The sequence below is a fragment of the Pseudomonas sp. P106(2024) genome, from assembly GCF_057480815.1.
In genome coordinates this window covers 158,461-180,670 of sequence record NZ_JBLIYU010000007.1, presented here as the reverse complement: position 1 = coordinate 180,670, position 22,210 = coordinate 158,461, and the positions used below count along the sequence as shown (strand labels likewise).

Here is a 22,210-nt window from a genome sequence, read left to right as displayed (position 1 = left end):
GCCAGAAGGCGCAACTGGAAGTAAGAATTGTTCGCATTGTATTCATGCCGCCGGTGTTCGGCAATCGCTGCCGCCGCAAGGCATGCGTACCGCTGGTGCCTGCATGCTTTGCTTATGAGAATTGAAATCATTAGTATTGCACTCCCAATCCCCGGACCCTCGCCATGAAGAGCAAAGCCGCCGGCCTTCCCCTGAGCTACCGCCTGGCCGTGACCTCACGCAGTCTGGCCGCGCTGCTGGGTGGCTACCTGCTGGCGTCGATGGCCAGTGTCTGCATCACCCTGCTTGCGCCGATGACCCAGGCCGACGCGACGATGACCGGGATGATGCTGTCGTTCGTCTTCTACCTGATCGCCTTCATCGGGTGCTTTGCCTGCCGCAGCGCCTGGCGCGCCTGGCTGGGCGTGCTGCTGCCAAGCCTGGCCCTGGGGCTGATCAACGTGCTGGCCTACTGGATGAACCTGCCATGAAAGAAGGCTTCCGCCAGGCCATGGCCTGGCTGCACACCTGGACCGGCCTGATCTTCGGCTGGCTGCTGTTCGCCATCTTCCTTACCGGGACGCTGTCGTACTTCAAGGAAGAGATCAGCCACTGGACCCAGCCCGAGGTGCAGAGCCATCCGCTCGACCCGGTGAGCAGCCTCGGGCTGGCCCAGCGTTACCTCGAAACCCATGCCGGTCACGCCAGCACCTGGTTCGTCCGCCTGCCCAGCGAGCGCGAGGCGGCGCTGAGTGTCAGCTGGCGCGACCCGAACGGCGGTGGGCGCCGGGGTTTCACCGACAAGGAACTCGACGCCCGCACCGGCGAGGCGGTCGAGGCCCGTGACAGCCGTGGCGGCGAGTTCTTCTACCGCTTCCACTTCCAGCTGCAGATGCCCCACCCCTGGGGCCGCTGGCTGTCGACCTTCTGCGCCTTCATCATGCTGCTGGGGCTGGTCACCGGGATCATCACCCACAAGAAGATCTTCAAGGAGTTCTTCACCTTCCGCCCGGGCAAGGGCCAGCGTTCCTGGCTCGATGGCCACAACGCCATCGGCGTGCTGGTGCTGCCGTTCCACCTGATGATCAGCTATAGCAGCCTGGTGATCTTCATGTACATGGTCATGCCGGCCAGTATCCTGGCCAGCTATGGCGACAGCAGTGGCTACTTCAACGATGTGTTCGGCCGCGACGAGGTGCCCGAGGCGGTGGCCCAGGCCGCGCCGCTGGCGCCGTTGACCGAACTGTACGCCAAGGTCCAGGAACAGGCGCCGGGCGCGCGCATGGGCTACATCCAGGTGCACAACCCAGGCGACCGCAACGCCCGGGTCACCTTCACCCGCGCCTCGGCCGACAGCGTCGCCTACCAGCGCAGCGCCACCTGGACCTTCGATGGCGTCAGTGGCGAGCTGCTGCGACGCGGCGCGCCGGAAAGCGTGGCGATGACCACCTCCTTTACCTTTGTCGGCCTGCACATGGGCAACTTCGCCGGGCCCTGGCTGCGCTGGTTGTACTTCGCCTTCGGCTTGGCCGGCACGGCGGTGATCGGCACGGGCCTGGTGATGTGGCTGGGCAAGCGCCAGCTCAAGCATGCCAAGAGCGAGCGCATGCCCGGCGAGCTGCGCCTGGTCGAAGTGCTGAACATCGCCAGCATGAGCGGCCTGTTGCTGGGCGTGGCGGCGTTCTTCTGGGCCAATCGGTTGCTACCAACGACGCTGGACGGCCGGTCCGATTGGGAGATCAATGCTTTCTTCCTGGCCTGGGGCGCGTCTTTGCTCCACGCCATATTGCGCAGCGGGCGCCGTGCCTGGGGCGAACAACTGACGCTGGGAGCGCTGGCGTTCGCCTTGCTACCGCTGCTCAACGCGTTGACCACTGACAAGGGGTTGGATCACTCCATCGCCGCGGGTGACTGGGCGATGGCCGGTTTCGACCTGACGGCCCTGGCCACCGGCGTGTTCCTGGCCTGGGCTGCCGGCAAGATGCTGCGTGCACCCAAGCCGGTCGCCAAGCGTGCGCGACGCACCGCCACGACCGTGGAGGCGAGCTGATGCTGGGGGTCGCGCTGATGGGCTTCGCCGGTTTCGCCGGCCTGTGCCTGGCCATGGAAAAACACTTCAACGACCTGCTCGGGCGCAACCCCACGGGCCGGCAACTGCGAGCCTTGAAGCTCGCGGGCTGGGTCTTGCTGTTGCTGTCGTTGATCTTCGCCGTGCTCGGGCGCGGCTGGGCCCTGGGCCTGGTGGAGTGGATCGCCGTGCTGATGGCCGGCGTGACCCTGTGGGTGTTCGGCCTGCCTTACCAGCCGCGCCTGCTGCTCGGGGCGGCGTTCGCCAGTCTGGTGCTCGGGCCGCTGTTGGCCGTGCAGGCGGTCTAGGTCCTTGAGCGACTCCGAAGCCGGCGGCGGTCGGGCGCGTTTTCTCCAGGTGTTCCTGGCCCAGCGCGCGCGCATGGAAGCGCTGGTCAGCCGGCGCGTCGGCTGCCGCGCCACGGCGTCGGACCTGGTCCAGGACCTGTTCCTGCGTTTCTGGCGGCGCCCCGAGGTGAAGGTCGAGGCGCTCGACACCTACCTGCTGCGCAGCGCCAGCAACCTGGCCATCGATTACCTGCGCAGCGAAGGCAGCCGCGACCGCGCCGCCGAAGGCCTGCACGACCTCGACGAGCCGCAGGGCAGCCAGCTCCCCGAGCAGGCCCTGGAGGTCGACCACGACCTGCAGCGTATCGAGGCGGCCCTGCGGGCGTTGCCCGAACGCACCCGGCAGATCTTCCTGCTCAACCGCATCCATGGCTGTACCTACGGCGAGATCGCCAAGGCCATGCAGTTGTCCCAGAGCGCGGTGGAAAAGCATATGATGCGCGCCCTCGAAGCGTGCAAGGCGAGCGTCGCCGAACCCGCGTCCCCACTGCGCCGGCCAGGGAGCGCCCGTCGATGAGTCTTGAACAGCCGATCACTGCCGCACAGTCCCAGGCCGCCCTGCGCTGGCTCGGGCGCATCCAGCAGCAGCCGGCGCAGGCCGAGGGCGCGGCGTTCAAGCGCTGGCTGCTGGAGAGCCCGGCCCATCGCCAGGCCTACGCCGAGGCCCAGGCGCTGTGGCGCTTGAGCGAGGCGCCGGCGGCGCGGCTGGCGGCCGAGGAGCAAACGAGTCTGCAACAGTACCTCGACGCCATGCGCCGGCCCGCGCGCAAGCGGCCTTGGCGCGGCCTGGCGGTGGCGGCAAGCCTTGTGCTGGCGCTCGGCTACGCGGCGGGCTGGCAGCCGCAGTTCTGGCTGCAGGACCTGCGTGCCGACTACTCCAGCGGCGCGCAAGTGCGCCAGGTGACCCTGGCCGACCGTTCGCGCCTGACCCTGGATGCCGGCACGGCCGTGGCGGTGGATTTCGCCCAGGGCGAGCGGCGCGTGCGCTTGCTGCGCGGCGCCGCGTTCTTCGAGGTGACCCATACTGGCGAGCCATTCCTGGTGGATGCCCAAGGCGGGGAGGTGCGGGTGCTGGGAACCCAGTTCGAGGTGCGCGAGCAGGGCGAGGGTGCCCAGGTCACCGTGCGCAGCGGGCGGGTGGCGGTGGCGGCGGCCGAAGGACAGGTTGCCCGCGAGCTGACGGCCAATCAGCAACTGGCCTATGCCGGCGGCGTGGCCGGTGGGATCGAGGCGGTGGACAGCGACAGCCGATTGGCCTGGCGCCAGGGCTGGCTGAACTATTACCAGGTGCCGTTGGCGCAGGTGATCGAGGACCTTGGGCGTTACTATCCCGGGCGGATCTTGTTGCTCGACGGGGAGCTGGGGCAGCGTAGGGTCAGTGGTAGTTTTCCAGTGGCGCAGCCGCTCGCCGCACTGGATTCGCTGGGCAAGGTGATGGGCTTCTCACGGCAGACGGTGCTGGGTCGGCTGACCGTCTTGCGTTGACCTGTTCCGACGCCATCGCGGGCTCGCCCCGCGATAGCGTCGGTAACGCAAAATTTTTTCGATCAGGTGATGAGGTATCCCCCCACGGCATCCGTGTAGTGAGTGGAAGTGCGATTCATTCGCAAACGTTCATCCCTCTCACAGGTCCGCGTCCATGAAGTTCACCCCGCGTTGCGTCCCGCTCTGGTTCGGCCTCTGCTCCCTGCCCGCTATCGCCATCGTGCCCCAGGCCCTGGCCGCGCAGCAGAGCCAGGTCTACAGCTTCGCCCAGCCAAGCCAGCCGCTGGCCCAGGCACTCAACGCCTTCAGCCGCGCCACCGGGCAGAGCGTGGTCTACACCCTGGCCCTGCCGGATGTGCAGGCCCCGGCACTCAACGGCACCTTCGACGCCGACCAGGCGCTGCAGCAGTTGCTCGGCAACTCGGGCCTGGCCTGGCGCCGCCTCGACGCCCGCACCCTGACCCTGGAGCCGGTCGACAGCTCCGGCGCGCTGACCCTGCAGGCCACCACCATCAACTCGCAACTGGACGACTACAGCTACCAGCCGCCGGCCAGCGCCACGATCATGCGCGGCCAAGGCGCGACGCTGGACATCCCCCAGGCCGTCAACGTGGTCCCGGCCCAGGTGATCCGCGATCAGGCGCCGCGCAACCTGGATGATGCGCTGTACAACGTCAGTGGCATCACCCAGGGCAACAATTTCGGTGGCACCGCCGACACCGTGATGAAGCGCGGCTTCGGCGACAACCGCGATGGCTCGATCATGCGCGACGGCATGCCGATCGTGCAGGGCCGCGCCCTCAACGCCAGCACCGAGCGGGTCGAGGTGCTCAAGGGGCCGGCCTCGCTGCTGTATGGCATCCAGGACCCGGGCGGAGTGATCAATGTGGTCAGCAAGCGCCCGCAACTCCAGCAGTACAACGCCCTGACCCTGCGCGGCTCGACCTATGGCAGCGGCAAGAACGGCAGCGGCGGCGGCCTGGACAGCACCGGGGCGCTGGGTGACAGCAACCTGGCCTACCGCCTGATCGTCGATCACGAGGACGAAGACTACTGGCGCAACTACGGCGTGCACCGCGAGTCGCTGGTGGCCCCGTCGCTGGCCTGGTATGGCGAGGACACCCAGGTGGTGCTGGCCTATGAGCACCGCGAGTTTCTCTACCCGTTCGACCGCGGCACCGCCTTCGGCAGCGACGGCCACCCGTTGAACATTCCCGCCACCCGCCGCCTCGACGAGCCGTTCAACGACATGGAGGGCCGCTCCGACCTGTACCGCCTGGAGGTCGATCATCGCCTGGACGACGACTGGAAGCTGCACTTCGGCTACAGCTTCAACCGCGAGACCTACGACGCCAGCCAGGTCCGCGTGACCGGCGTGGATGAAAGCAAGGGCACGCTGTCGCGCAGCATCGACGGCACCCAGGGCGCCCTGAGCCGTGATCAGTTCGCCACCCTCAGCCTCAACGGCAGCGTCGAGCTGGCGGGCATGCGTCACGACCTGGTGGTCGGTGTCGATCACGAGGACCGCAAGGTCTACCGCGCCGACCTGATCCGCCAGACCAGCCGCTCGAGCTTCAGCTACCTGAATCCGGTCTATGGCCGCGAAGTGCAAGGCACCAACGTGCGCGCCAGCGACAGCGACCAGACCGACAAGCTGCGCACCGACTCGCTGTTCCTGCAGGACGCCTGGCACCTGGACGAGCACTGGATCCTGGTCGCCGGCGGGCGCTTCCAGCAGTACGACCAGTACGCCGGTCGCGGCCGGCCGTTCAACGTCAACACCGACACCAGCGACCAGACCTGGGTGCCCCATGCCGGCGTGGTGTACAAGGTTGATGACCAACTGTCGTTCTATGGCAGCTACAGCGAGTCGTTCAAGCCCAACTCGACCATCGCCCCGCTGAGCCTCGGCGGTGGTCGCACCCTGACCCTGGACTCAGGTATAGCGCCGGAGGAGGGCAAGTCGTGGGAACTGGGGGCCAAGCTCGATGTGCCGGGGGCGTTGACCGGTACCCTGGCGTTGTTCGACATCACCAAGCGTAACGTGCTGGTCGCCGACGGCGACACCCTGTCGGGCACCATTCTCTACAGCAACGCAGGCGAAGTGCGATCGCGGGGCGTCGAGCTGGACCTGACCGGACAGCTCAGCGAGCGCTGGAGCTTGATCGGCGCCTACGCCTTCACCGACGCCGAGGTGACCAAGGATCCGCAGCTCAAGGGCAATCGACTGCAGAACGTCGCCCGGCATAGTGGTTCGCTGTCGGCGGTGTATGACTATGGCAGCCTGTTCGGCGGTGATCGCCTGAGACTTGGGGCTGGTGCGCGCTATGTGGGGGAGCGTGCGGGGAACGCCACCAATGACTTCGATTTGCCGGCTTATACCGTGGCGGATGCCTTTGCCAGCTACGAAACAAAATGGGACGAGCACAAGGTGCGGTTGCAGTTGAACGTGAAGAACCTGTTCGACAAGGTGTATTACAGCTCGGCGGTGAATCGGTACTTCGTTGCGGTGGGGGATGCGCGGCAGGTAAGTCTGTCGAGTACCTTCGAGTTCTGAACGTCAGGACTGTCATTTTTACCAGTAGACGCCTGCCTGGGCCGATTCGAAGATGGCAACCACGGATGCTCAGGAGGCCAACTACATGAAGAAGCCAAACCCATGCCCCAAGGCGATCAGTCGTTATGTGAAGGGCTGGACGCGGCGCGATGCCGAGCTCCTGGCAAGCGCTTTTTCGCGCAAGGGTATTTATGTCGACTCGCCCCACCCAATGCTCGATCGCAAGTCACTGCCCGCGTTCCTGCGCAATGTGTCCTGGCGAAACTTTCCTGACATGACGTTCGACACGCTGGGTATCTACGGTGACGGTCAACGTTTTACCTGGGAGTGGGTGATGCACGTGACGGGTAGCGGGGTCATTGCCGGTTCGGAAAACAAGAAGATCGCGGTGCCCGGGGTCGACCTTCTCGAGATGAAAGGCAACAAGATCAGGCGAGCGATGACTTACTTTGATCGCAAGGCACTGTGGGACGCTGTGCTCAGCTGATCGTGCTCATCCGCGCAAGGCCTGGCGATAGGCACCTGGCGTCGCCCCAAGTGCCTGCCTGAATCGATTGCTGAAATGGCTGGCACTGGCGAAGCCGCAAAGCAGCGCCACTTCACCCAAGGGTTGCGTACCCTCTCGCAGCAACTGGCAGGCACGGTACAGGCGTCGGGCCAGCAGGTACTGATGCGGCGGCAGACCGAAGCTTGCCCGGAACATCCGCGCGAAGTGGTATTCGGACAGGTTGCAGCGCAGCGCCAGCTCACCCAGCGTCAGCGGCTGTTCGAGGTTGGCCTCGATATAGTCCGCCAGTTGCCGGCGCTGGTGCGGTGCCAGCCCGCCCTTGAGTTTCAGCCCCTGGCGCAGGCCGACCTGGTTGAGCACGGCGTGGTCGATGATGTCGTGGGCCAGGCTGCTGGCCAGCAGGCGTTCGCCGGGCTCGGACCAGTCCAGGCCGATCAGCTCGCGAAAGCGCCGGGCCTGCTGCGGGTCGTCGAGGAAGGTCGCCTCGCGCAGTTGCATCTCCCGCGGCTCGCGGTCCAGCAGGCGGGTGCAGCCGAGGGCGAACTGTTCCTCGCTGATGTACAGGTGGGCCAGGCGGATCGAGCCGTTGATTATCCAGTTCGACTCATGGCCGGCGGGCATCACGCACAGCTTGTCCGGCGCGCCGCGATCGCCAGGGCGCTGGCGGCGGAAGGTGCCGGTGCCGTCGGCGATGTAGCACGACAGCGTGTGGTGGCTGGGCGCCTGGTAGTCGCGGGCATCGTCGCGGTTGCTCCACAAGGCCGCCGCCAGCCCGTCGCCCAGGTGCGCGCTCAGCTCCAGCCGGGCGTGGGGCGAGGCGTTCAGGACGTTGAAGACCTGCAGGTGATCGAGTGGGGGCATGGGCGGTTCCTCTGCTGGCCATCGTACTGCGCTGGCGTCGGGATGGCAGCTAGCAGGGGAGGAAAAGCGCAAGTTTATGCAAGCGCCGAACAGCAATGGCGCAAGAAACTGGGCTTATGGGGTTTTCATCGCGGGGCAAGCCCGCTCCCACCGAGGTCGCATGCGCCCTGTGGGAGCGGGCTAGCCCCGCGATAGGCCTGATACCTGTCGAGGGAGTCCATCATGAACCTGTCGCTCTACCTGCTCACCGTCCTGATCTGGGGCACCACCTGGATCGCCTTGAAACTGCAGTTGGGCGAGGTCGCCATCCCGGTGTCGATCGTCTACCGCTTCGCCCTGGCCGGGCTGATCCTGTTCGCCTTCCTGCTGCTCACCCGCCGCCTGCAACCGATGAACCGGCGTGGTCACCTGGTGTGCCTGGCCCAGGGCTTGTGCCTGTTCTGCGTCAACTTCATGTGCTTCCTAACTGCCAGCCAGTGGGTCGCCACCGGCCTGATCGCCGTGGTGTTCTCTACCGCCACGTTGTGGAACGCCATCAACGCGCGGATCTTCTTCGGCCAGAAGATCGCCGCCAATGTGCTCGGTGGCGGAGCCCTGGGCCTGCTCGGCCTGGGCCTGCTGTTCTGGCCGGAGCTCTCGCACCACGCTGCCAGCCGCGAGACCTTGTATGGCCTGGGGCTGGGCCTGCTCGGCACACTGTGCTTCTCGGCCGGCAACATGCTCTCCAGCGTGCAGCAGAAGGCCGGGCTCAAGCCCATGACCACCAATGCCTGGGGCATGCTCTATGGCGCCTCGATGCTGGCGGCGTACTGCCTGGTCAAGGGCATTCCCTTCGATATGGAATGGAACGCCCGCTACATCGGCTCGCTGCTGTACCTGGTGATCCCGGGTTCGGTGATCGCCTTCACCGCCTACCTGACCCTGGTCGGACGCATGGGGCCGGAGCGGGCAGCCTATTGCACCGTACTGTTCCCGCTGGTGGCGTTGAATGTGTCGGCATTCGCCGAGGGCTACCAATGGACGGCGCCGGCGTTGCTCGGGCTGGTGGCGGTGATGGCGGGGAATGTGCTGGTGTTTCGTAAACCGAAGTCCAAGCCAGTCGAAGGGATGCTGGCCGTCAAGTAACCACGGCCCTGTCGCGGAGCCCCGCGACAGGGCCGGTACGTCGGGCTGAACGTATCAGCCCTTCCACACCTGGGGATTCACAAGGTCCCGCGGCCGCTCGCCCAGCAGCGCCGCCCGCAGGTTGTCCAGCGCCCGGTTGGCCATGGCCTCACGGGTCTCGGCGGTGGCTGAGCCGATGTGCGGCAGGGTCAGGGCGTTGGGCAGCTTGAACAGCGGCGAGTCGCCTAGCGGTTCCTTCTCGTACACATCGAGCCCGGCACCGCGGATCGTGCTGTTCTGCAGGGCCTCGACCAGCGCCGCCTCGTCCACTACAGGTCCGCGGGCAATATTGATCAGGAACGCGTTGGGCTTCATCAGTTGCAGCTCGCGGGCGCCGATCAGCTTGCGGGTGGCCTCGGACAGCGGTACCACCAGGCAGACGAAATCGGCTTCGCCCAGCAGTGCCTCCAGGCTGCGGAACTGCGCGCCCAGTTCCTGTTCCAGCGCGGTCTTGCGGCTGTTGCCGGTGTACAGCACCTGCATGTTGAAACCGAAGCGGCCACGGCGGGCGATGGCCGCGCCGATGTTGCCCATGCCGACGATACCCAGTGTCTTGCCGTGCACATCACAGCCGAACTGCGCCGGCCCCACGGTAGCCTGCCAGTGGCCGGCCTTGGTCCAGGCGTCCAGTTCGGCGGTGCGCCGGGCACAGCCCATGATCAGGGCGAAGCCCAGGTCGGCGGTGCTTTCGGTGAGCACGTCGGGGGTGTTGGTCAGGGCGATGCCGCGCTCGTTGAAGTAGTCCAGGTCGTAGTTGTCGTAGCCGACCGAGACGCTGGACACCACCTCCAGCTTGCCCGCGCCTTCGAGCTGCGCGCGGCCGAGCTTGCGGCCGACGCCGATCAGGCCGTGTGCCTCGGGCAGGGCTTCGTTGAACTGGGCACTGATGTCGCCGAGTTTCGGATTCGGCACGATCACGTTGAAGTCTTGTTGCAGGCGCTCGGCCATGGCCGGGGTAATGCGGCTGAAGGCCAGGACGGTCTTTTTCATCGGACTGCTTCTCTGCAAGGCGTGAGGTGGAATCGGGCAGAAGAGCGGGGCCGCTGTGCGGCCCTTTCGCGACGCAAGGCCGCTCCTACAGGTACCGCGTGATCCTGTGGAGCGGCCTTGTGTCGCGATGGAGGGCGAAGCCCTCCCATGGTCCTGTCTGCCAGACGCTGGAATCAATGGTTAGCAACCTACCATTGTCTCCACCCCCAATGCAGCCGCTTTTTTTTAGTTGGCGATCAGCAGCTCATGGGTCTTCAGGTCGGCCTCATGGGCGGCAAGGATCTCCGGCAGCGAATTGCGCAGGTACTCGACCCAGGTCTTGATCTTGGCATCCAGGTACTGGCGCGACGGGTAGATCGCGTACAGGTTCAGTTCCTGCAGGCGGTATTCCGGCATGATCCGCACCAGGCTGCCATCGCGCAGGCCGTCGATGGCCGAGTAGATCGGCAGCACGCCCACGCCCATGCCGCTGCGGATCGCGGTCTTCATCGCGTCCGCTGAGTTGACCTGGAACGGCGAGGTGGTGATGTTGACCATCTCCTGGCCTTCCGGCCCGTCGAACAGCCACTTCTCCAGCGGGATCACCGGGCTGACCATGCGCAGGCAGGCATGCTTGAGCAGGTCGGCCGGCTTGTGCGCGCTGCCGTGGCGGGCCACGTACTCGGGCGAGGCGCAGACGATGCTGTAGGTGATGCCCAGGCGCTGCGAGACGAAGCCCGAGTCCGGCAGCTCGCTGGCCAGCACGATGGACACGTCGTAGCCCTCGTCCAGCAGGTCGGGCACGCGGTTGGCCATGGTCAGGTCGAAGGTGACGTCCGGGTGCGACTCGCGGTAGCGGGCGATGGCATCGACCACGAAGTGCTGGCCGACGCCGGTCATCGAATGCACCTTCAGTTGCCCGGCAGGGCGAGCGTGGGCGTCGCTGGCCTCGGCCTCGGCTTCTTCCACGTAGGTAAGAATCTGTTCGCAGCGCATCAGGTAGCGCTTGCCAGCCTCGGTCAGCGCGATGCGCCGGGTGGTGCGGTTGAGCAGGCGGGTTTGCAGATGGGCTTCCAGGTTGGAGACCGCCCGCGACACGTTCGCGGTGGTCGTATCCAGTTGCGCCGCGGCAGCGGTGAAGCTACCGAGCTGGGCCACGCAACTGAAAGCACGCATGTTTTGCAGGGTGTCCATGGGTCACTCTCGGTTTAGAGGACAAAATTGTGACATGAAGTTGCGGAATTCCGCTTCCGACTAAAGCCGGATTATCGCTGTTTTGGTAACAAAGATTCGCAGGAATCTGCGCTTATCGCCAATGAAACCCGCCCCTAGAATTGCCCGGCCCCTTCACCTCTTCCTCGGGAAATCGCAGCTGTGCCGCGTCGCCACATCAGAGCGCTCCATGCGTTCAGTGCCTGTGCCTTTTGTCTCACCTTGAGCGGCTGTATCGGAACCTGGGGCATCGCCCCGCAAAGCAATACCCTCCAAGCCAACCAACTGACCACCGACGCCGCGATCCGCGAGGCCGCGCGCGACGCCCACTGGCCGGCCCAGCAATGGTGGCGCGACTATGGCGACCCACAGCTCGACGCCTGGATCGCCCAGGCGCTGGCCGGCAGCCCGAGCATGGCCATGGCCGCCGCGCGGGTGCGGGAAGCCAAGGCGATGGCCGGCGTGGTCGAGTCGGCGGAAAAACTGCAGGCCAATGGCAACGCCACGCTCAAGCGCCACAACTGGCCCGAGGATCAGTTCTACGGCCCGGGCGCGCTGTCCGGCGCCAACACCTGGGACAACAACGCCGCCATCGGCTTCAGCTACGCCCTGGACCTGTGGGGCCGCGAGCGCAATGCCAGCGAGCAGGCCGTGGACCAGGCACACATGAGCGTCGCCGAGGCACGCCAGGCTCAACTGGAGCTTGAGAACAACGTGGTGCGCGCCTATATCCAGCTCAGCCTGCATTACGCCCGGCGCGATATCGTCCAGGCCGAACTTGCGCAGCAGGAGCAGATCGTCGCCCTGGCCAAGCGTCGCCTCGACGGCGGCATCGGCACCCATTTCGAGGTCAGCCAGGCCGAAGCGCCGTTGCCGGAAACCCACCGCCAGATCGACAGCCTCAACGAGGAGATCGCCCTGACCCGCAACCAGCTGGCCGCCCTGGCCGGCAAGGGGCCGGGAGAGGGTGCCAAGCTGCAACGCCCGACTCTGACCCTTGGCGCGCCGCTGAAACTGCCGTCGAACCTGCCCGCCGAACTGGTCGGCCAGCGTCCCGACGTGGTCGCCAGCCGCTGGCAGGTGGCGGCCCAGGCCCGTGGCATTGACGTGGCCCACGCCGGCTTCTTCCCCAACGTCGACCTGGTCGGCGGCCTTGGCTTCATGGCCACTGGCGGCGGCCCGCTGGAGTTCCTCACCGGGCGCAAGTTCAACTACAACGTGGGGCCGGCCATCAGCCTGCCGATCTTCGACGGCGGCCGGCTGCGCTCGCAATTGGGCGTGGCCTCGGCGGGTTATGACGTGGCCGTGGCGCGCTACAACCAGACGGTGATCGGCGCGTTGAAGAACATCTCCGACCAGCTGATCCGCCGCGAGTCGATGAAGGAGCAGGCGCACTTCGCCGCCGAGTCGGTAGCCGCGGCGCAGAAGACCTACGACATCGCCACCGTCGCCTTCCAGCGTGGCCTGACCGATTACCTCAACGTGCTCAACGCCCAGACCCTGCTGTTCCGTCAGCAACAGGTGCAGCAGCAGGTGCAGGCCGCGCGCCTGGCCGCCCACGCCGAGCTGGTCACCGCCCTGGGCGGCGGCCTGGAGGCGGGCAAGGACGTGCCGGATGAGCAGCGTCAGGCCGCACCGAAAACCCCGGCCACCCTGGCCATCTTCGATCAGCCGGACCACGCCGAATGAGCGCATCGAGCTTGCCCCTGCGCTGGCTGCGGAGCCTGGAATGGCGCCGGGGTTTCTTCGCCTGGGCGCGCACCGACGGGGTCACCTGGGTCTACATCTTCAAGGTGCTGGCCGCCGCGTTCATCACCCTGTGGCTGGCCATGCGCCTGGAGCTGCCGCAGCCGCGCACGGCGATGATCACTGTGTTCATCGTCATGCAGCCGCAGAGCGGCCATGTGTTCGCCAAGAGCTTCTACCGGGTACTCGGCACCCTGGCCGGCTCGGCGATGATGGTCGCGCTGATGGCGATCTTCCCGCAGAACACCGAGCTGTTCCTGCCCAGCCTGGCGTTGTGGGTCGGCCTGTGCTCGGCGGGGGCCATGCGCTACCGCACCTTCCGCGCCTATGGCTTCGTGCTGGCCGGTTACACGGCGGCGATGATCGGCCTGCCGGTGTTGCAGCACCCTGACCAGGCGTTCATGGCGGCGGTGTGGCGGGTGTTGGAGATCGCCCTGGGGATTCTCGTCTCGACCTTCGTCAGCGCCGCGATCCTGCCGCAGTCGGCCAGTGCCGCCATGCGCAACGCCCTGTACCAGCGCTTCGGCGTGTTCGCCGGGGTGGTGGTCGAGGCGCTGCGCGGCGACAGCCAGCGCGACCGCTTCGAGACCAGCAACGTGCGCTTTGTCGCCGAGGCGGTGGGCCTGGAGAGCCTGCGCAACGTCACCGCCTTTGAAGATCCGCACATGCGCCGACGCTCCGGCCGCCTGGTGCGGATGAACAGCGAGTTCATGGCCATCACCACGCGCTTCAACGCCCTGCACCGGTTGCTCGAGCGCCTGCGCGCCCGTGGCCCGCTGCAAATCGTCAGCGCCATCGAGCCTGGCCTGGGTACCCTGGCCGAGTTGCTGCAGCCCTATGTAGGCCGGGCGTTGACCGATGCCGACGCGCTGCGCCTGGCCTTGGAACTGGGCACCTACAAGGAAGGCCTGCAGGCCCAGGTGCGCGGCCTGCGCGCCGAGTACCTGCAGACCAACCCGAGCGAGTCCGATCTGCTCGATTTCCACACCGCCTTCGAGCTGCTCTATCGCTTCGTCGACGAGATGTACAGCTATGCCGAGACCCATGCCTCGCTGGCCGTGCACAAGCACGAACGCGAGCAGTGGGACGAGCCCTACGTGGCCCAGACCAGTTGGCTGGTATCGCTGGCCGCTGGCGTGCGCGCCTCGGCGGTGCTGCTGTTGCTGGGCAGCTACTGGCTGCTCAGCGACTGGCCCAGCGGCGCCATGATGACCCTGATCGCCACGGTCACCGTGGGCCTGTCGGCGGCCTCGCCGAACCCCAAGCGCATGTCGTTCCAGATGGCCTGTGGCACGGCGATCGGCGCCTTCGTCGGGTTCTTCGAGACGTTCTTCGTGTTTCCCTGGATCGACGGTTTTGCGCTGCTGTGCATGGTGCTGGCGCCGGTGTTCGTGCTTGGGGCGTTCCTCGCTTCGCGCCCGGCCTATGCCGGTTACGGCCTGGGCCTGCTGGTGTTCTTCGCCATCGGTTCGGTGCCGAACAACCTGACGATCTACGACCCCTACACTTTCATCAATGACTACATCGGCATGGTCATCGGCATGTTCGTCTGCGCCGCGGCCGGGGCGATCATCCTGCCACCCAACAGCCGCTGGCTGTGGAGCCGCCTGGAACAGGAACTGCGCGAGCAGGTGCTGTTCGCCATCGGCGGGCGCCTGCGCGGGTTGGGCTCGGCGTTCGAGAGCCGCACCCGCGACCTGCTGCACCAGGCCTATGGCCTGGCCGCCGGCAAGCCGCAGGTGCAGAGCGAGTTGATGGGTTGGATGTTCACCGTGCTGGAGATCGGCCACGCCATCATCGAACTGCGCAAGGAGCAGGATCGCGCGCCGATCCATCCGGCCTACGCCGAGTCGCAGCCCTGGCGCCAGGCCATCCGCGTGATGGGCCGGGCCCTGGCGCGACTGTTCCTGCAGCCCAGCGCCAGCAACCACGAGCGCGCCCTGGTGGCGGTGGACCACGCCATCAGCCGCGTGCAGGCCACCGACGAACCCTTCGCCCGGCACTTCGACACCTCGGTGCTGCGCCGGGCGCAGAGCTACCTGCACTTCATCCGTTCCTCCCTGCTTGACCCACAGTCGCCGCTGGCACCGGCGAAAGGAATGCACCATGCCCCGTGAGATCGCCTTCCATGGCGTGTACATGCCCACCATGACCTTGATGTTCCTGTTCGCCCTGGGCCTGGCCTGGGGCCTGGACCGGTTCATCGCAAGCGTTGATGGCTATCGCTTCTTCTGGCACCCGGCGCTGTTGCGCCTGTCGCTGTTCGTCTGCCTGTTCGGCGCCCTGGCGCTGTCGCTCTACTGGTGAGAATCCTGCAATGAAAAAGTTCTTCAGCCTGATCGCCACCCTGCTGGTGCTGGCCGCCGCCGTGGCGATCGGCCGCCAGTTGTGGCTGCACTACATGACTACGCCATGGACCCGCGATGGCCGGGTGCGCGCCGATATCATCAACGTCGCCGCCGATGTGCCGGGCTATGTGGTGGACGTCCCGGTCAAGGACAACCAGCGGGTGAAGAAGGGCGACGTGCTGATCCGCATCGACCCCGAGCACTACCAACTGGCGGTGGACCAGGCCAAGGCGCTGGTGGCCTCGCGCAAGGCCACCTGGGAGATGCGCAAGGTGAATGCCAAGCGCCGCGCCGATCTGGACAACCTGGTGATTTCGAAAGAGAACCGCGACGACGCCAGCAATATCGCCAGCTCGGCACTGGCCGACTACCAGCACGCTCAGGCCCAGCTCGCCGCTGCCGAGCTGAACCTCAAGCGCACGCAGATCGTCGCCACCGTCGATGGCTACGTGACCAACCTGAACATCCACAAAGGCGACTATGCTCGCACCGGCGAGGCGGTGATGGCGGTGGTGGATGAGCAGTCGTTCTGGGTGTATGGCTTCTTCGAGGAGACCAAGCTGCCCCACGTGAAGGTGGGCGATGTGGCCGAGTTGCAGATGATGAGCGGCGAGCGGATCAAGGGGCATGTGGAGAGCATTGCCCGTGGCATCTACGACCGCGACAACCCGCAGAGCCGTGAGCTGATCGCCGACGTGAACCCGACCTTCAACTGGGTGCGGCTGGCGCAGCGGGTGCCGGTGCGGATCCATATCGATGAAGTGCCGGATGGGTTCCTGCTGGCGGCGGGGACCACGTGCACGGTGGTGGTCAAGGCGAGCGCGGAGTGATCCAAGCAGACCATCGCGGGGCAAGCCCGCTCCCACGAGTATGAGGATGCTCTGGGAGCGGGCTTGCCACGCGATGGTGGCGGTGAGCTTATCGCGAGACTTCAGCCAACGTCAGTCGGCACGCCTACCAGAACGGGTACATGTGCCCGATCAATCACCTTGGCACTGATCGACGGATCCAGCAGCCTTCCGACCCGCGACAAGTGGCGGTGGCCGATGATGATCAGCTCGCATTCAAGCTCCCGGGCCTTGGTGATGATCGCCTCCACCGGCTGGCCGGCGACCATGCAGCCCAGGCTTTCGAAGCCGGCTTCGCACAGGATGCCCACGGCGCTGTTCACGGCGTGCTCGGCCAATTGCTGTTCGTCGCAGGCCGCGGGGTACTCCTCCAGCTCCTCCTCAGTGTAGGCCGTGCGGTGATCGTGCACGGCGAAGGTCGAGTCGATGGCCAGCAGCACGTGCAGGGTGTGTTCGCCCGGGCGGCAGTAGCGGCGGGCTAGGTCGAGCAGGGCGTGGCTGGCGGGGGAGGCGTCGATGGCGATCAGGACCGGGTGGGGCATGGGCAATCCTTTGGAGAATGGATGGCAGTGTTGGCCTCATCGCCGGCAAGCCGGCTCCCACAGGGAGATGCGCTGCCAGTGGGCGCCGGCTTGCCGGCGATGAGGCCACACCATTCTCGGTTCATTCGCCCACATGGATAAATGGCCGCCCACGCACGGTGCCATTGCGCCTGACGCAATCCACCAACCTGATACCATCGCGTTTCCCACAGCTGTCACGGAAAACGGCCATGCAACTCCCGGACATGAACCTGCTCGTCGCCCTCGATGCCCTGCTCGACGAAGGCAGCGTGGTCGGCGCCGCCCAGCGCATGAACCTGAGCCCGGCGGCCATGAGCCGCACGCTGGGGCGCATCCGCGAGGCCATGGGCGACCCGATCCTGGTACGCGCTGGCCGTGGTCTGGTGCCGACACCACGGGCACTGGCCCTGCGCGACCAGGTCCGGGCGCTGGTGGAGCAGGCCGGTCTGGTGTTTCGCAGTGGCGACGAGGTCGACCTGCCGAACCTCGACCGGGCCTTCAACATCCGCACCAACGACCTGTTCATCGCCCTGTATGGCGCGCGCCTGCTGCACATGATGCTCGAGCAGGCGCCGAACACCGTGCTGCGCTTCGTCCCCGAGCACCAGGGCGACGATGACCTGGTGCTGCGCCACGGGCAGATCGACCTGGTGGTCAGTTCGAGTATCGACATGGGGCCGGAGATCAAGGTGCAGAGCCTGTTCGACACCTGGTTCGTCGGGCTGGCGCGGGCCGACCACCCGATCTTCGACGCCGAGATCACCCCGGAGCGCTTTGCCCGCTATCCGCAGATCAGCGTGTCACGACGCGGACGGGCCAACGGCCCCATCGATGTGGAGCTGGGCACCCATGGCGTGCAGCGCAGGGTGGCGCTGATCACGCCGAGTTTCCATTCGGCGATGTTCTCGTTGCCAGAGTCGGACCTGATCCTGCCGATGCCGGCGAACATCCTCGGCAGCGTGACCAAGTTCGGCCTGCCGCTGCGCTCGTTCGAGATCCCGGTGCCGCTGGAGCGGGTGCGGGTGATGCAGGCCTGGCATCCGCGTTTCGACAACGATCCGGCGCATCGCTGGTTGCGCCAGACCATGCGCGCCTGCTGCGCGGGCGAGCCCACGCCGGCCTCAAACCCTGCGCGTTCCCTGTAGGAGCGGCCTTGTGTCGCGAAAGGGCCGCAAAGCGGCCCCGACGATCTTTGCATGAACGCTGAAATCCTGGGGCTGCTGCGCAGCCTTTTCGCGACACAAGGCCGCTCCCACAGAGTCCCAGCAAGGCTCGAGTGAAACGGTGAACCGGTGGGAGGGGGCCCACGAAGCGGGCGCCGCCGATCTCCATGGATTGCGTCTGACGCAACATAAACCTGCCAACAAGTCAGTTTTCGTCAGTATTCGACCTACTTAGACTTGCTCCAGCCCTGAATTTGTTGCTGGAGATGTCTATCCATGAGTTCCCTGACCGCGCCCTGCGCCGCGCTGGCCGCCGCTCCCGCACCGGCCGCCCCCGCGCAGACGGCGTTCGGCCTGCGGGTAGTGGTCGGGCTGTTCGGCGTGTTGCTGGCGGTGCTGTGCGCCGGGCTAAACGAGGCGGTGACCAAGATTTCCCTGAGCGACATTCGTGGCGCCATGGGCATCGGCGCCGACGAAGGTGCCTGGCTGTTGGCGGTGTATGCCGCCGCCTCGGTCTCGGCCATGGCCTTCGCGCCCTGGCTGGCCACCACCTTCTCGTTGCGCCGCTTCACCATGAGCGCCGTCGGCGTGTTCGCCGTGCTTGGCCTGATCCAGCCCTTCGCCCCCAACCTGCATAGCCTGATGCTGCTGCGTGTGCTGCAGGGCTTCGCCTCGGGCGCCTTGCCGCCGATGCTGATGAGCGTGGCGCTGCGTTTCCTGCCGCCGGGGATCAAGGTCTACGGCCTGGCCTGCTACGCCCTGACCGCCACCTTCGGGCCGAACCTCGGTACGCCGTTGGCGGGCCTGTGGACCGAGTACGTCGGCTGGCAGTGGGCGTTCTGGCAGATCATCCTGCCCTCGCTGCTGGCGATCGCCTGCGTCGGCTGGGGCCTGCCCCAGGATCCGCTGCGCCTCGAGCGCTTCAGGCAACTGGACTGGCGCGGCGTGTTGCTCGGTCTGCCAGCGATCAGTTGCATCGTCCTCGGGCTGTCGCTGGGCGACCGCTGGGGCTGGTTCGACTCGCCGCTGATTTGCTGGCTGCTCGGCGTTGGCGTGTTGCTGCTGGCGCTGTTCATGTTCAATGAATGGTCCGAGCCGCTGCCGTTCTTCCAGTTGCGCATGCTCACGCGACGCAACTTGAGCTTCGCCCTGGTAACCCTGGCCGGGGTGCTGGTCGTGCTCTCGGGCGTGGGCAGCATTCCGTCCGCCTACCTGGCGCAGATCCAGGGCTACCGCCCGGCGCAGACCAGCCCGCTGATGCTGCTGGTGGCCATGCCTCAACTGATCGCCCTGCCGTTGACCGCGGCGTTGTGCAACATCCGTGCGGTGGACTGCCGCTGGGTGTTGGCGATGGGCCTGGCCATGCTGGCGGCCTCGTGCGTGGGCAGCAGCCTGCTGACCTCGCAGTGGATCCGCGGCGACTTCTACCCGTTCTACCTGCTGCAGGTGTTCGGCCAGCCCATGGCGGTGCTGCCGCTGCTGATGCTGTCGACCAACGGCATGCCCCCGCAGGAAGGCCCGTTCGCCTCCGCCTGGTTCAACACGGTCAAGGGGCTGTCGGCGGTGATCGCCGGTAGTCTGCTCGATGCCCTGGGCACCCTGCGCCGGCATTTTCATTCCAACCACCTGGTCGACAGTCTGGGCAACGCGCCGCTGATCGACGACAACGCCGCTGGCCTGGCCAAGCGCATCCATGAACAGGCCCTGGTGCTGACCTCGGCCGACCTGTACCTGGTGATGGCGGGTATCGCCGTCGCCCTGATCTGCCTGATCCCCTTCGTGCCTACCCGGATTTTCCCGCCGCGTGCGGTGGCCTGATCCGTGGATGAATCCGAGACCTTGAAATGACCAACAAGCGCAAGACAATCCTTATCGGCTCGGTGCTCGCCGTGGCCGTGCTGGCCGCCATCGTCGGCCCCTGGATGTTCGGCAGCGACCATCGCCAGAGCACCAACGATGCCTATGTAACCGCCGACTACACCGTGGTCGCGCCGAAGGTGGCGGGCTTTATCAAGGAGGTGCTGGTGGAGGACAACCAGCAGGTGAAGGCCGGCCAGTTGCTGGCGACCATCGACCCGCGTGACTACCAGGCCGCCCTCGACGCGGCCCAGGCCCAGTTGCTGGTGGCCAGGGCGCAGAGCCTGGATGCCCGCGCCACCCTCGAGCGCCAGGCCTCGCTGATCGCCCAGGCCGAGGCCGCGGTGAAGGCGGCCCAGGCCGAAGCGGCCTTCGCCGATCATGAGGTGACCCGCTACAGCCGCCTGGCCGAGCAGGGCGCCGGCACTGTGCAGAATGCCCAGCAGGCGCGAAGTGGCGTTGACCAGGCCCGCGCCCGGCTGGCCAACACCCAGGCGGCGCTGGTGGCGACGCGCAAGCAGGTGGATATCCTCGGCGCCCAGGTGGCCAGTGCCGATGGCCAGCTGAAACGGGCCGAGGCCGGCCTGGAGAAAGCCCGACTGGATCTGTCCTACACCCGCATCACCGCGCCGGTGGACGGCATGGTCGGCGAGCGCGCCCTGCGTGTAGGCGCCTACGTAAACCCGGGCGCACGGCTGTTGTCGGTGGTGCCGCTGGCGCGCGCCTACATCGTCGGCAACTTCCAGGAGACCCAGTTGACCCATGTGCAGCCGGGCCAGCCGGTGAGCATCAGCGTCGATACCTTCTCCGGCGAGAAACTCCACGGCCGCGTCGAGAGCATCGCCCCCGCAACGGGCGTGACCTTCGCCGCTGTGAAGCCGGACAACGCCACCGGCAACTTCACCAAGGTGGTGCAGCGCATTCCGGTGAAGATTGTCTTCGACGACGGCCAGCCGTTGCTGGAGCGCTTGCGGGTGGGCATGTCGGTGGAGGCGGTCATCGACACCCAGGGTGACACGCTGGCCGGTAAAGAGGTGACTGCGCGATGAAAGCGGCATCACGCTTGAGTCCTTTGCTGCTGGCCATGTTGCTTGCCGGCTGCACACTAGGACCGGACTTCCAGAGCCCGGCCAGCGAAGCGCCTCAGGATTGGGCCTCGTTGCAAGGAGAGGCCGCGGCCAGCCAGCCGGTCGCCGAGCCAATGGAACTGCGCTGGTGGGACAGTTTCCACGACGCCCAGTTGAGCGCGCTGATCCAGAAAGTCACCGAGCGCAACCTCGACCTGCAGATGGCCAGTGCCCGCCTGCTGCAGAGCCGCGCCTTGCGCAGCACCGTGGCGGCTGACGAGATGCCCACGGTGGATGCAAACGCAGGTTACAGCCGGGCGCGCAACAGCGCCGAAGGGTTGAACGACCCCTCCGGCAAGGCCGGCAAGTCGGCGTACAACTTGTGGCAGGGTGACCTGGTCGCCGGTTGGGAACTGGACCTGTGGGGGCGCGTGCGCCGCCAGGTCGAGGCCGCCGACGCGAGCGTGGCGGTGGCCGAAAACGACCGCCGAGGCGTGCTGTTGGCGCTGTTGTCGGAGACTGCCGGCAACTACATCCAGCTGCGGGCCGTGCAGCACACCCTGGATATCACCCAGGACAACCTCAAGGTCGCCCGGCACAGTCTGAAACTGTCCGAAGGCCGCCAGGCCGAAGGTGTCGCCACCCGGCTCGATGTCGCCCAGGCCAGCGCCCAGGTGGCATCGATCGAGGCGCGCCTGCCGACTCTGGAGGCGCGTCGCGACGACCTGATCAATGCCCTGAGCCTGCTCGCCGCCGAACCGCCGCGCAGTTTGCAGGCCCAGCTGCTGCAAGGCGGTGAGCTGCCCGCGCCGCAGCAGCGTTTCGCCATCGGCGTGCCGTCGGAGCTGGCCGAGCGCCGCCCGGATATCCGCCAGGCCGAGGCCCGGCTGCATGCGGCCACCGCCAGCATCGGCGTGGCCAAGGCCGATTTCTATCCAAGCATCCGCCTGTCCGGGAGTGTCGGTTTCCAGGCCATGCAACTGTCCGATTTCGGGGCCTGGGACTCGCGCCGGTTCGCTTTCGGGCCGCAACTGTCGTTGCCGATCTTCGAGGGCGGTCGGCTCAAGGGCCAGCTGGAGCTGCGCGAGGCCCAGCAGCAGGAGGCGGCGCTGAATTACCGCAAGGTGGTGCTGGGCGCCTGGCATGAGATCGACGATGTGCTGCGTCTGTACAACGCCAGCCAGTTGCGCCGTGATCACCTGGCCGAGGCGGTGCGGCAGAACCGCATCGCCCTGGAGACCGCGCAGCGCCAGTACGTGGAAGGGGCGGTGGACTTTCTCAACGTGCTGACGGTGCAGTCGGCGTTGCTGGCCAGCGAGGAGCAGTGGATCGACAGTTCGGCGGCGGTATCGCAGGCGCTGGTGGGGCTGTACAAGGCGCTGGGTGGCGGCTGGCAGGCGTTCGATCAGGTCTGAGCAGTATCGCGGGGGCTCCCTGGTATGCGTAGGAGCGGCGGCGCGCCGATGCG

General features: G+C 66.5%; 20 protein-coding genes. 16 read left to right on the top strand and 4 right to left on the bottom strand.

Annotation, left to right across the window (positions count from 1 at the left end):
* Nucleotides 1-164 precede the first annotated feature (164 nt).
* From AC25M7_RS14120 to AC25M7_RS14090, 7 genes are all read left to right on the top strand, one after another.
* Entirely contained in the window at nucleotides 165-470 is a 306-nt protein-coding gene (locus tag AC25M7_RS14120; protein ID WP_028689538.1) for a DUF3649 domain-containing protein, read from the top strand.
* Nucleotides 467-2,029, top strand: a complete 1,563-nt coding sequence (locus AC25M7_RS14115) for a PepSY-associated TM helix domain-containing protein (RefSeq protein ID WP_069017874.1) — start codon at nucleotides 467-469, stop codon at nucleotides 2,027-2,029. The genes AC25M7_RS14120 and AC25M7_RS14115 overlap by 4 nt, the downstream gene beginning before the upstream one ends.
* Nucleotides 2,029-2,355: a DUF3325 domain-containing protein gene (locus tag AC25M7_RS14110; RefSeq protein ID WP_028689540.1), complete on the top strand. Its 327-nt coding sequence runs from the start codon at nucleotides 2,029-2,031 to the stop codon at nucleotides 2,353-2,355. Before AC25M7_RS14115 ends, AC25M7_RS14110 begins: the two co-directional genes overlap by 1 nt.
* Nucleotides 2,356-2,359: 4 nt before the next feature.
* Complete coding sequence (locus AC25M7_RS14105; RefSeq protein ID WP_028689541.1) at nucleotides 2,360-2,911, top strand: RNA polymerase sigma factor; 552 nt, start codon at nucleotides 2,360-2,362, stop codon at nucleotides 2,909-2,911.
* Nucleotides 2,908-3,879 (top strand): FecR family protein, encoded by a 972-nt coding sequence (locus AC25M7_RS14100; RefSeq protein WP_028689542.1) that lies wholly within the window; start codon nucleotides 2,908-2,910, stop codon nucleotides 3,877-3,879. The genes AC25M7_RS14105 and AC25M7_RS14100 overlap by 4 nt, the downstream gene beginning before the upstream one ends.
* 154 nt (nucleotides 3,880-4,033) lie before the next feature.
* Complete coding sequence (locus tag AC25M7_RS14095) at nucleotides 4,034-6,436, top strand: TonB-dependent siderophore receptor (RefSeq protein ID WP_069017876.1); 2,403 nt, start codon at nucleotides 4,034-4,036, stop codon at nucleotides 6,434-6,436.
* A gap of 85 nt (nucleotides 6,437-6,521) precedes the next feature.
* Nucleotides 6,522-6,923 (top strand): nuclear transport factor 2 family protein, encoded by a 402-nt coding sequence (locus AC25M7_RS14090; protein ID WP_028689544.1) that lies wholly within the window; start codon nucleotides 6,522-6,524, stop codon nucleotides 6,921-6,923.
* Between the two features lie 6 nt (nucleotides 6,924-6,929).
* Here the strand turns inward: AC25M7_RS14090 and AC25M7_RS14085 are convergent, their stop codons facing one another.
* Nucleotides 6,930-7,805: a helix-turn-helix domain-containing protein gene (locus AC25M7_RS14085; RefSeq protein WP_028689545.1), complete on the bottom strand. Its 876-nt coding sequence runs from the start codon at nucleotides 7,803-7,805 to the stop codon at nucleotides 6,930-6,932.
* Nucleotides 7,806-8,027: 222 nt separating this feature from the next.
* Between AC25M7_RS14085 and AC25M7_RS14080 the strand changes: the two genes are divergently transcribed.
* Nucleotides 8,028-8,930 (top strand): DMT family transporter, encoded by a 903-nt coding sequence (locus tag AC25M7_RS14080; protein WP_028689546.1) that lies wholly within the window; start codon nucleotides 8,028-8,030, stop codon nucleotides 8,928-8,930.
* 54 nt (nucleotides 8,931-8,984) lie between these two features.
* On the opposite strand, the gene AC25M7_RS14075 is transcribed toward AC25M7_RS14080, so the two are convergent.
* Nucleotides 8,985-9,959: a 2-hydroxyacid dehydrogenase gene (locus tag AC25M7_RS14075; RefSeq protein WP_486971161.1), complete on the bottom strand. Its 975-nt coding sequence runs from the start codon at nucleotides 9,957-9,959 to the stop codon at nucleotides 8,985-8,987.
* 225 nt (nucleotides 9,960-10,184) lie between these two features.
* Complete coding sequence (locus AC25M7_RS14070) at nucleotides 10,185-11,132, bottom strand: LysR family transcriptional regulator (protein ID WP_028689548.1); 948 nt, start codon at nucleotides 11,130-11,132, stop codon at nucleotides 10,185-10,187.
* A 180-nt stretch (nucleotides 11,133-11,312) separates the two neighbouring features.
* Here AC25M7_RS14070 and AC25M7_RS14065 point away from each other — a divergent pair, with 180 nt between their 5' ends.
* From AC25M7_RS14065 to AC25M7_RS14050, 4 genes are read left to right on the top strand one after another with little or no spacing between them, the layout of a single operon-like run.
* Entirely contained in the window at nucleotides 11,313-12,839 is a 1,527-nt protein-coding gene (locus tag AC25M7_RS14065; protein WP_236247752.1) for an efflux transporter outer membrane subunit, read from the top strand.
* Nucleotides 12,836-15,013 carry an FUSC family protein gene (locus AC25M7_RS14060; protein ID WP_028689550.1) on the top strand — a complete coding sequence of 726 codons (2,178 nt, stop codon included), beginning with the start codon at nucleotides 12,836-12,838 and terminating at the stop codon, nucleotides 15,011-15,013. Before AC25M7_RS14065 ends, AC25M7_RS14060 begins: the two co-directional genes overlap by 4 nt.
* Nucleotides 15,003-15,203 (top strand): DUF1656 domain-containing protein, encoded by a 201-nt coding sequence (locus tag AC25M7_RS14055; protein ID WP_028689551.1) that lies wholly within the window; start codon nucleotides 15,003-15,005, stop codon nucleotides 15,201-15,203. Before AC25M7_RS14060 ends, AC25M7_RS14055 begins: the two co-directional genes overlap by 11 nt.
* 10 nt (nucleotides 15,204-15,213) lie before the next feature.
* Nucleotides 15,214-16,074: an efflux RND transporter periplasmic adaptor subunit gene (locus AC25M7_RS14050; RefSeq protein ID WP_028689552.1), complete on the top strand. Its 861-nt coding sequence runs from the start codon at nucleotides 15,214-15,216 to the stop codon at nucleotides 16,072-16,074.
* A 101-nt stretch (nucleotides 16,075-16,175) separates the two neighbouring features.
* Here the strand turns inward: AC25M7_RS14050 and AC25M7_RS14045 are convergent, their stop codons facing one another.
* Nucleotides 16,176-16,634 carry a universal stress protein gene (locus AC25M7_RS14045; RefSeq protein WP_028689553.1) on the bottom strand — a complete coding sequence of 153 codons (459 nt, stop codon included), beginning with the start codon at nucleotides 16,632-16,634 and terminating at the stop codon, nucleotides 16,176-16,178.
* 230 nt (nucleotides 16,635-16,864) lie between these two features.
* Here AC25M7_RS14045 and AC25M7_RS14040 point away from each other — a divergent pair, with 230 nt between their 5' ends.
* From AC25M7_RS14040 to AC25M7_RS14025, 4 genes are all read left to right on the top strand, one after another.
* A complete protein-coding gene (locus AC25M7_RS14040) occupies nucleotides 16,865-17,800 on the top strand; it encodes a LysR family transcriptional regulator (protein WP_028689554.1) in 936 nt (311 codons plus the stop codon).
* Between the two features lie 294 nt (nucleotides 17,801-18,094).
* Nucleotides 18,095-19,636, top strand: coding sequence for an MFS transporter (locus tag AC25M7_RS14035; protein ID WP_486971160.1), 1,542 nt, complete (start codon nucleotides 18,095-18,097; stop codon nucleotides 19,634-19,636).
* Between the two features lie 26 nt (nucleotides 19,637-19,662).
* Nucleotides 19,663-20,724 carry an HlyD family secretion protein gene (locus tag AC25M7_RS14030; protein WP_028689556.1) on the top strand — a complete coding sequence of 354 codons (1,062 nt, stop codon included), beginning with the start codon at nucleotides 19,663-19,665 and terminating at the stop codon, nucleotides 20,722-20,724.
* A complete protein-coding gene (locus AC25M7_RS14025; protein WP_062364588.1) occupies nucleotides 20,721-22,157 on the top strand; it encodes an efflux transporter outer membrane subunit in 1,437 nt (478 codons plus the stop codon). The genes AC25M7_RS14030 and AC25M7_RS14025 overlap by 4 nt, the downstream gene beginning before the upstream one ends.
* Nucleotides 22,158-22,210: the final 53 nt, after the last annotated feature.

Coding starts and splice junctions, on each gene's coding strand:
- AC25M7_RS14050 (WP_028689552.1), top strand. CDS start 15,214: ATGAAAAAGTTCTTCAGCCTGATCGCCACCCTGCTGGTGCTGGCCGCC.
- AC25M7_RS14070 (WP_028689548.1), bottom strand. CDS start 11,132: ATGGACACCCTGCAAAACATGCGTGCTTTCAGTTGCGTGGCCCAGCTC.
- AC25M7_RS14075 (WP_486971161.1), bottom strand. CDS start 9,959: ATGAAAAAGACCGTCCTGGCCTTCAGCCGCATTACCCCGGCCATGGCC.
- AC25M7_RS14100 (WP_028689542.1), top strand. CDS start 2,908: ATGAGTCTTGAACAGCCGATCACTGCCGCACAGTCCCAGGCCGCCCTG.
- AC25M7_RS14055 (WP_028689551.1), top strand. CDS start 15,003: ATGCCCCGTGAGATCGCCTTCCATGGCGTGTACATGCCCACCATGACC.
- AC25M7_RS14120 (WP_028689538.1), top strand. CDS start 165: ATGAAGAGCAAAGCCGCCGGCCTTCCCCTGAGCTACCGCCTGGCCGTG.
- AC25M7_RS14040 (WP_028689554.1), top strand. CDS start 16,865: ATGCAACTCCCGGACATGAACCTGCTCGTCGCCCTCGATGCCCTGCTC.
- AC25M7_RS14080 (WP_028689546.1), top strand. CDS start 8,028: ATGAACCTGTCGCTCTACCTGCTCACCGTCCTGATCTGGGGCACCACC.
- AC25M7_RS14030 (WP_028689556.1), top strand. CDS start 19,663: ATGACCAACAAGCGCAAGACAATCCTTATCGGCTCGGTGCTCGCCGTG.
- AC25M7_RS14060 (WP_028689550.1), top strand. CDS start 12,836: ATGAGCGCATCGAGCTTGCCCCTGCGCTGGCTGCGGAGCCTGGAATGG.
- AC25M7_RS14045 (WP_028689553.1), bottom strand. CDS start 16,634: ATGCCCCACCCGGTCCTGATCGCCATCGACGCCTCCCCCGCCAGCCAC.
- AC25M7_RS14095 (WP_069017876.1), top strand. CDS start 4,034: ATGAAGTTCACCCCGCGTTGCGTCCCGCTCTGGTTCGGCCTCTGCTCC.
- AC25M7_RS14025 (WP_062364588.1), top strand. CDS start 20,721: ATGAAAGCGGCATCACGCTTGAGTCCTTTGCTGCTGGCCATGTTGCTT.
- AC25M7_RS14090 (WP_028689544.1), top strand. CDS start 6,522: ATGAAGAAGCCAAACCCATGCCCCAAGGCGATCAGTCGTTATGTGAAG.
- AC25M7_RS14035 (WP_486971160.1), top strand. CDS start 18,095: ATGAGTTCCCTGACCGCGCCCTGCGCCGCGCTGGCCGCCGCTCCCGCA.
- AC25M7_RS14115 (WP_069017874.1), top strand. CDS start 467: ATGAAAGAAGGCTTCCGCCAGGCCATGGCCTGGCTGCACACCTGGACC.
- AC25M7_RS14085 (WP_028689545.1), bottom strand. CDS start 7,805: ATGCCCCCACTCGATCACCTGCAGGTCTTCAACGTCCTGAACGCCTCG.
- AC25M7_RS14110 (WP_028689540.1), top strand. CDS start 2,029: ATGCTGGGGGTCGCGCTGATGGGCTTCGCCGGTTTCGCCGGCCTGTGC.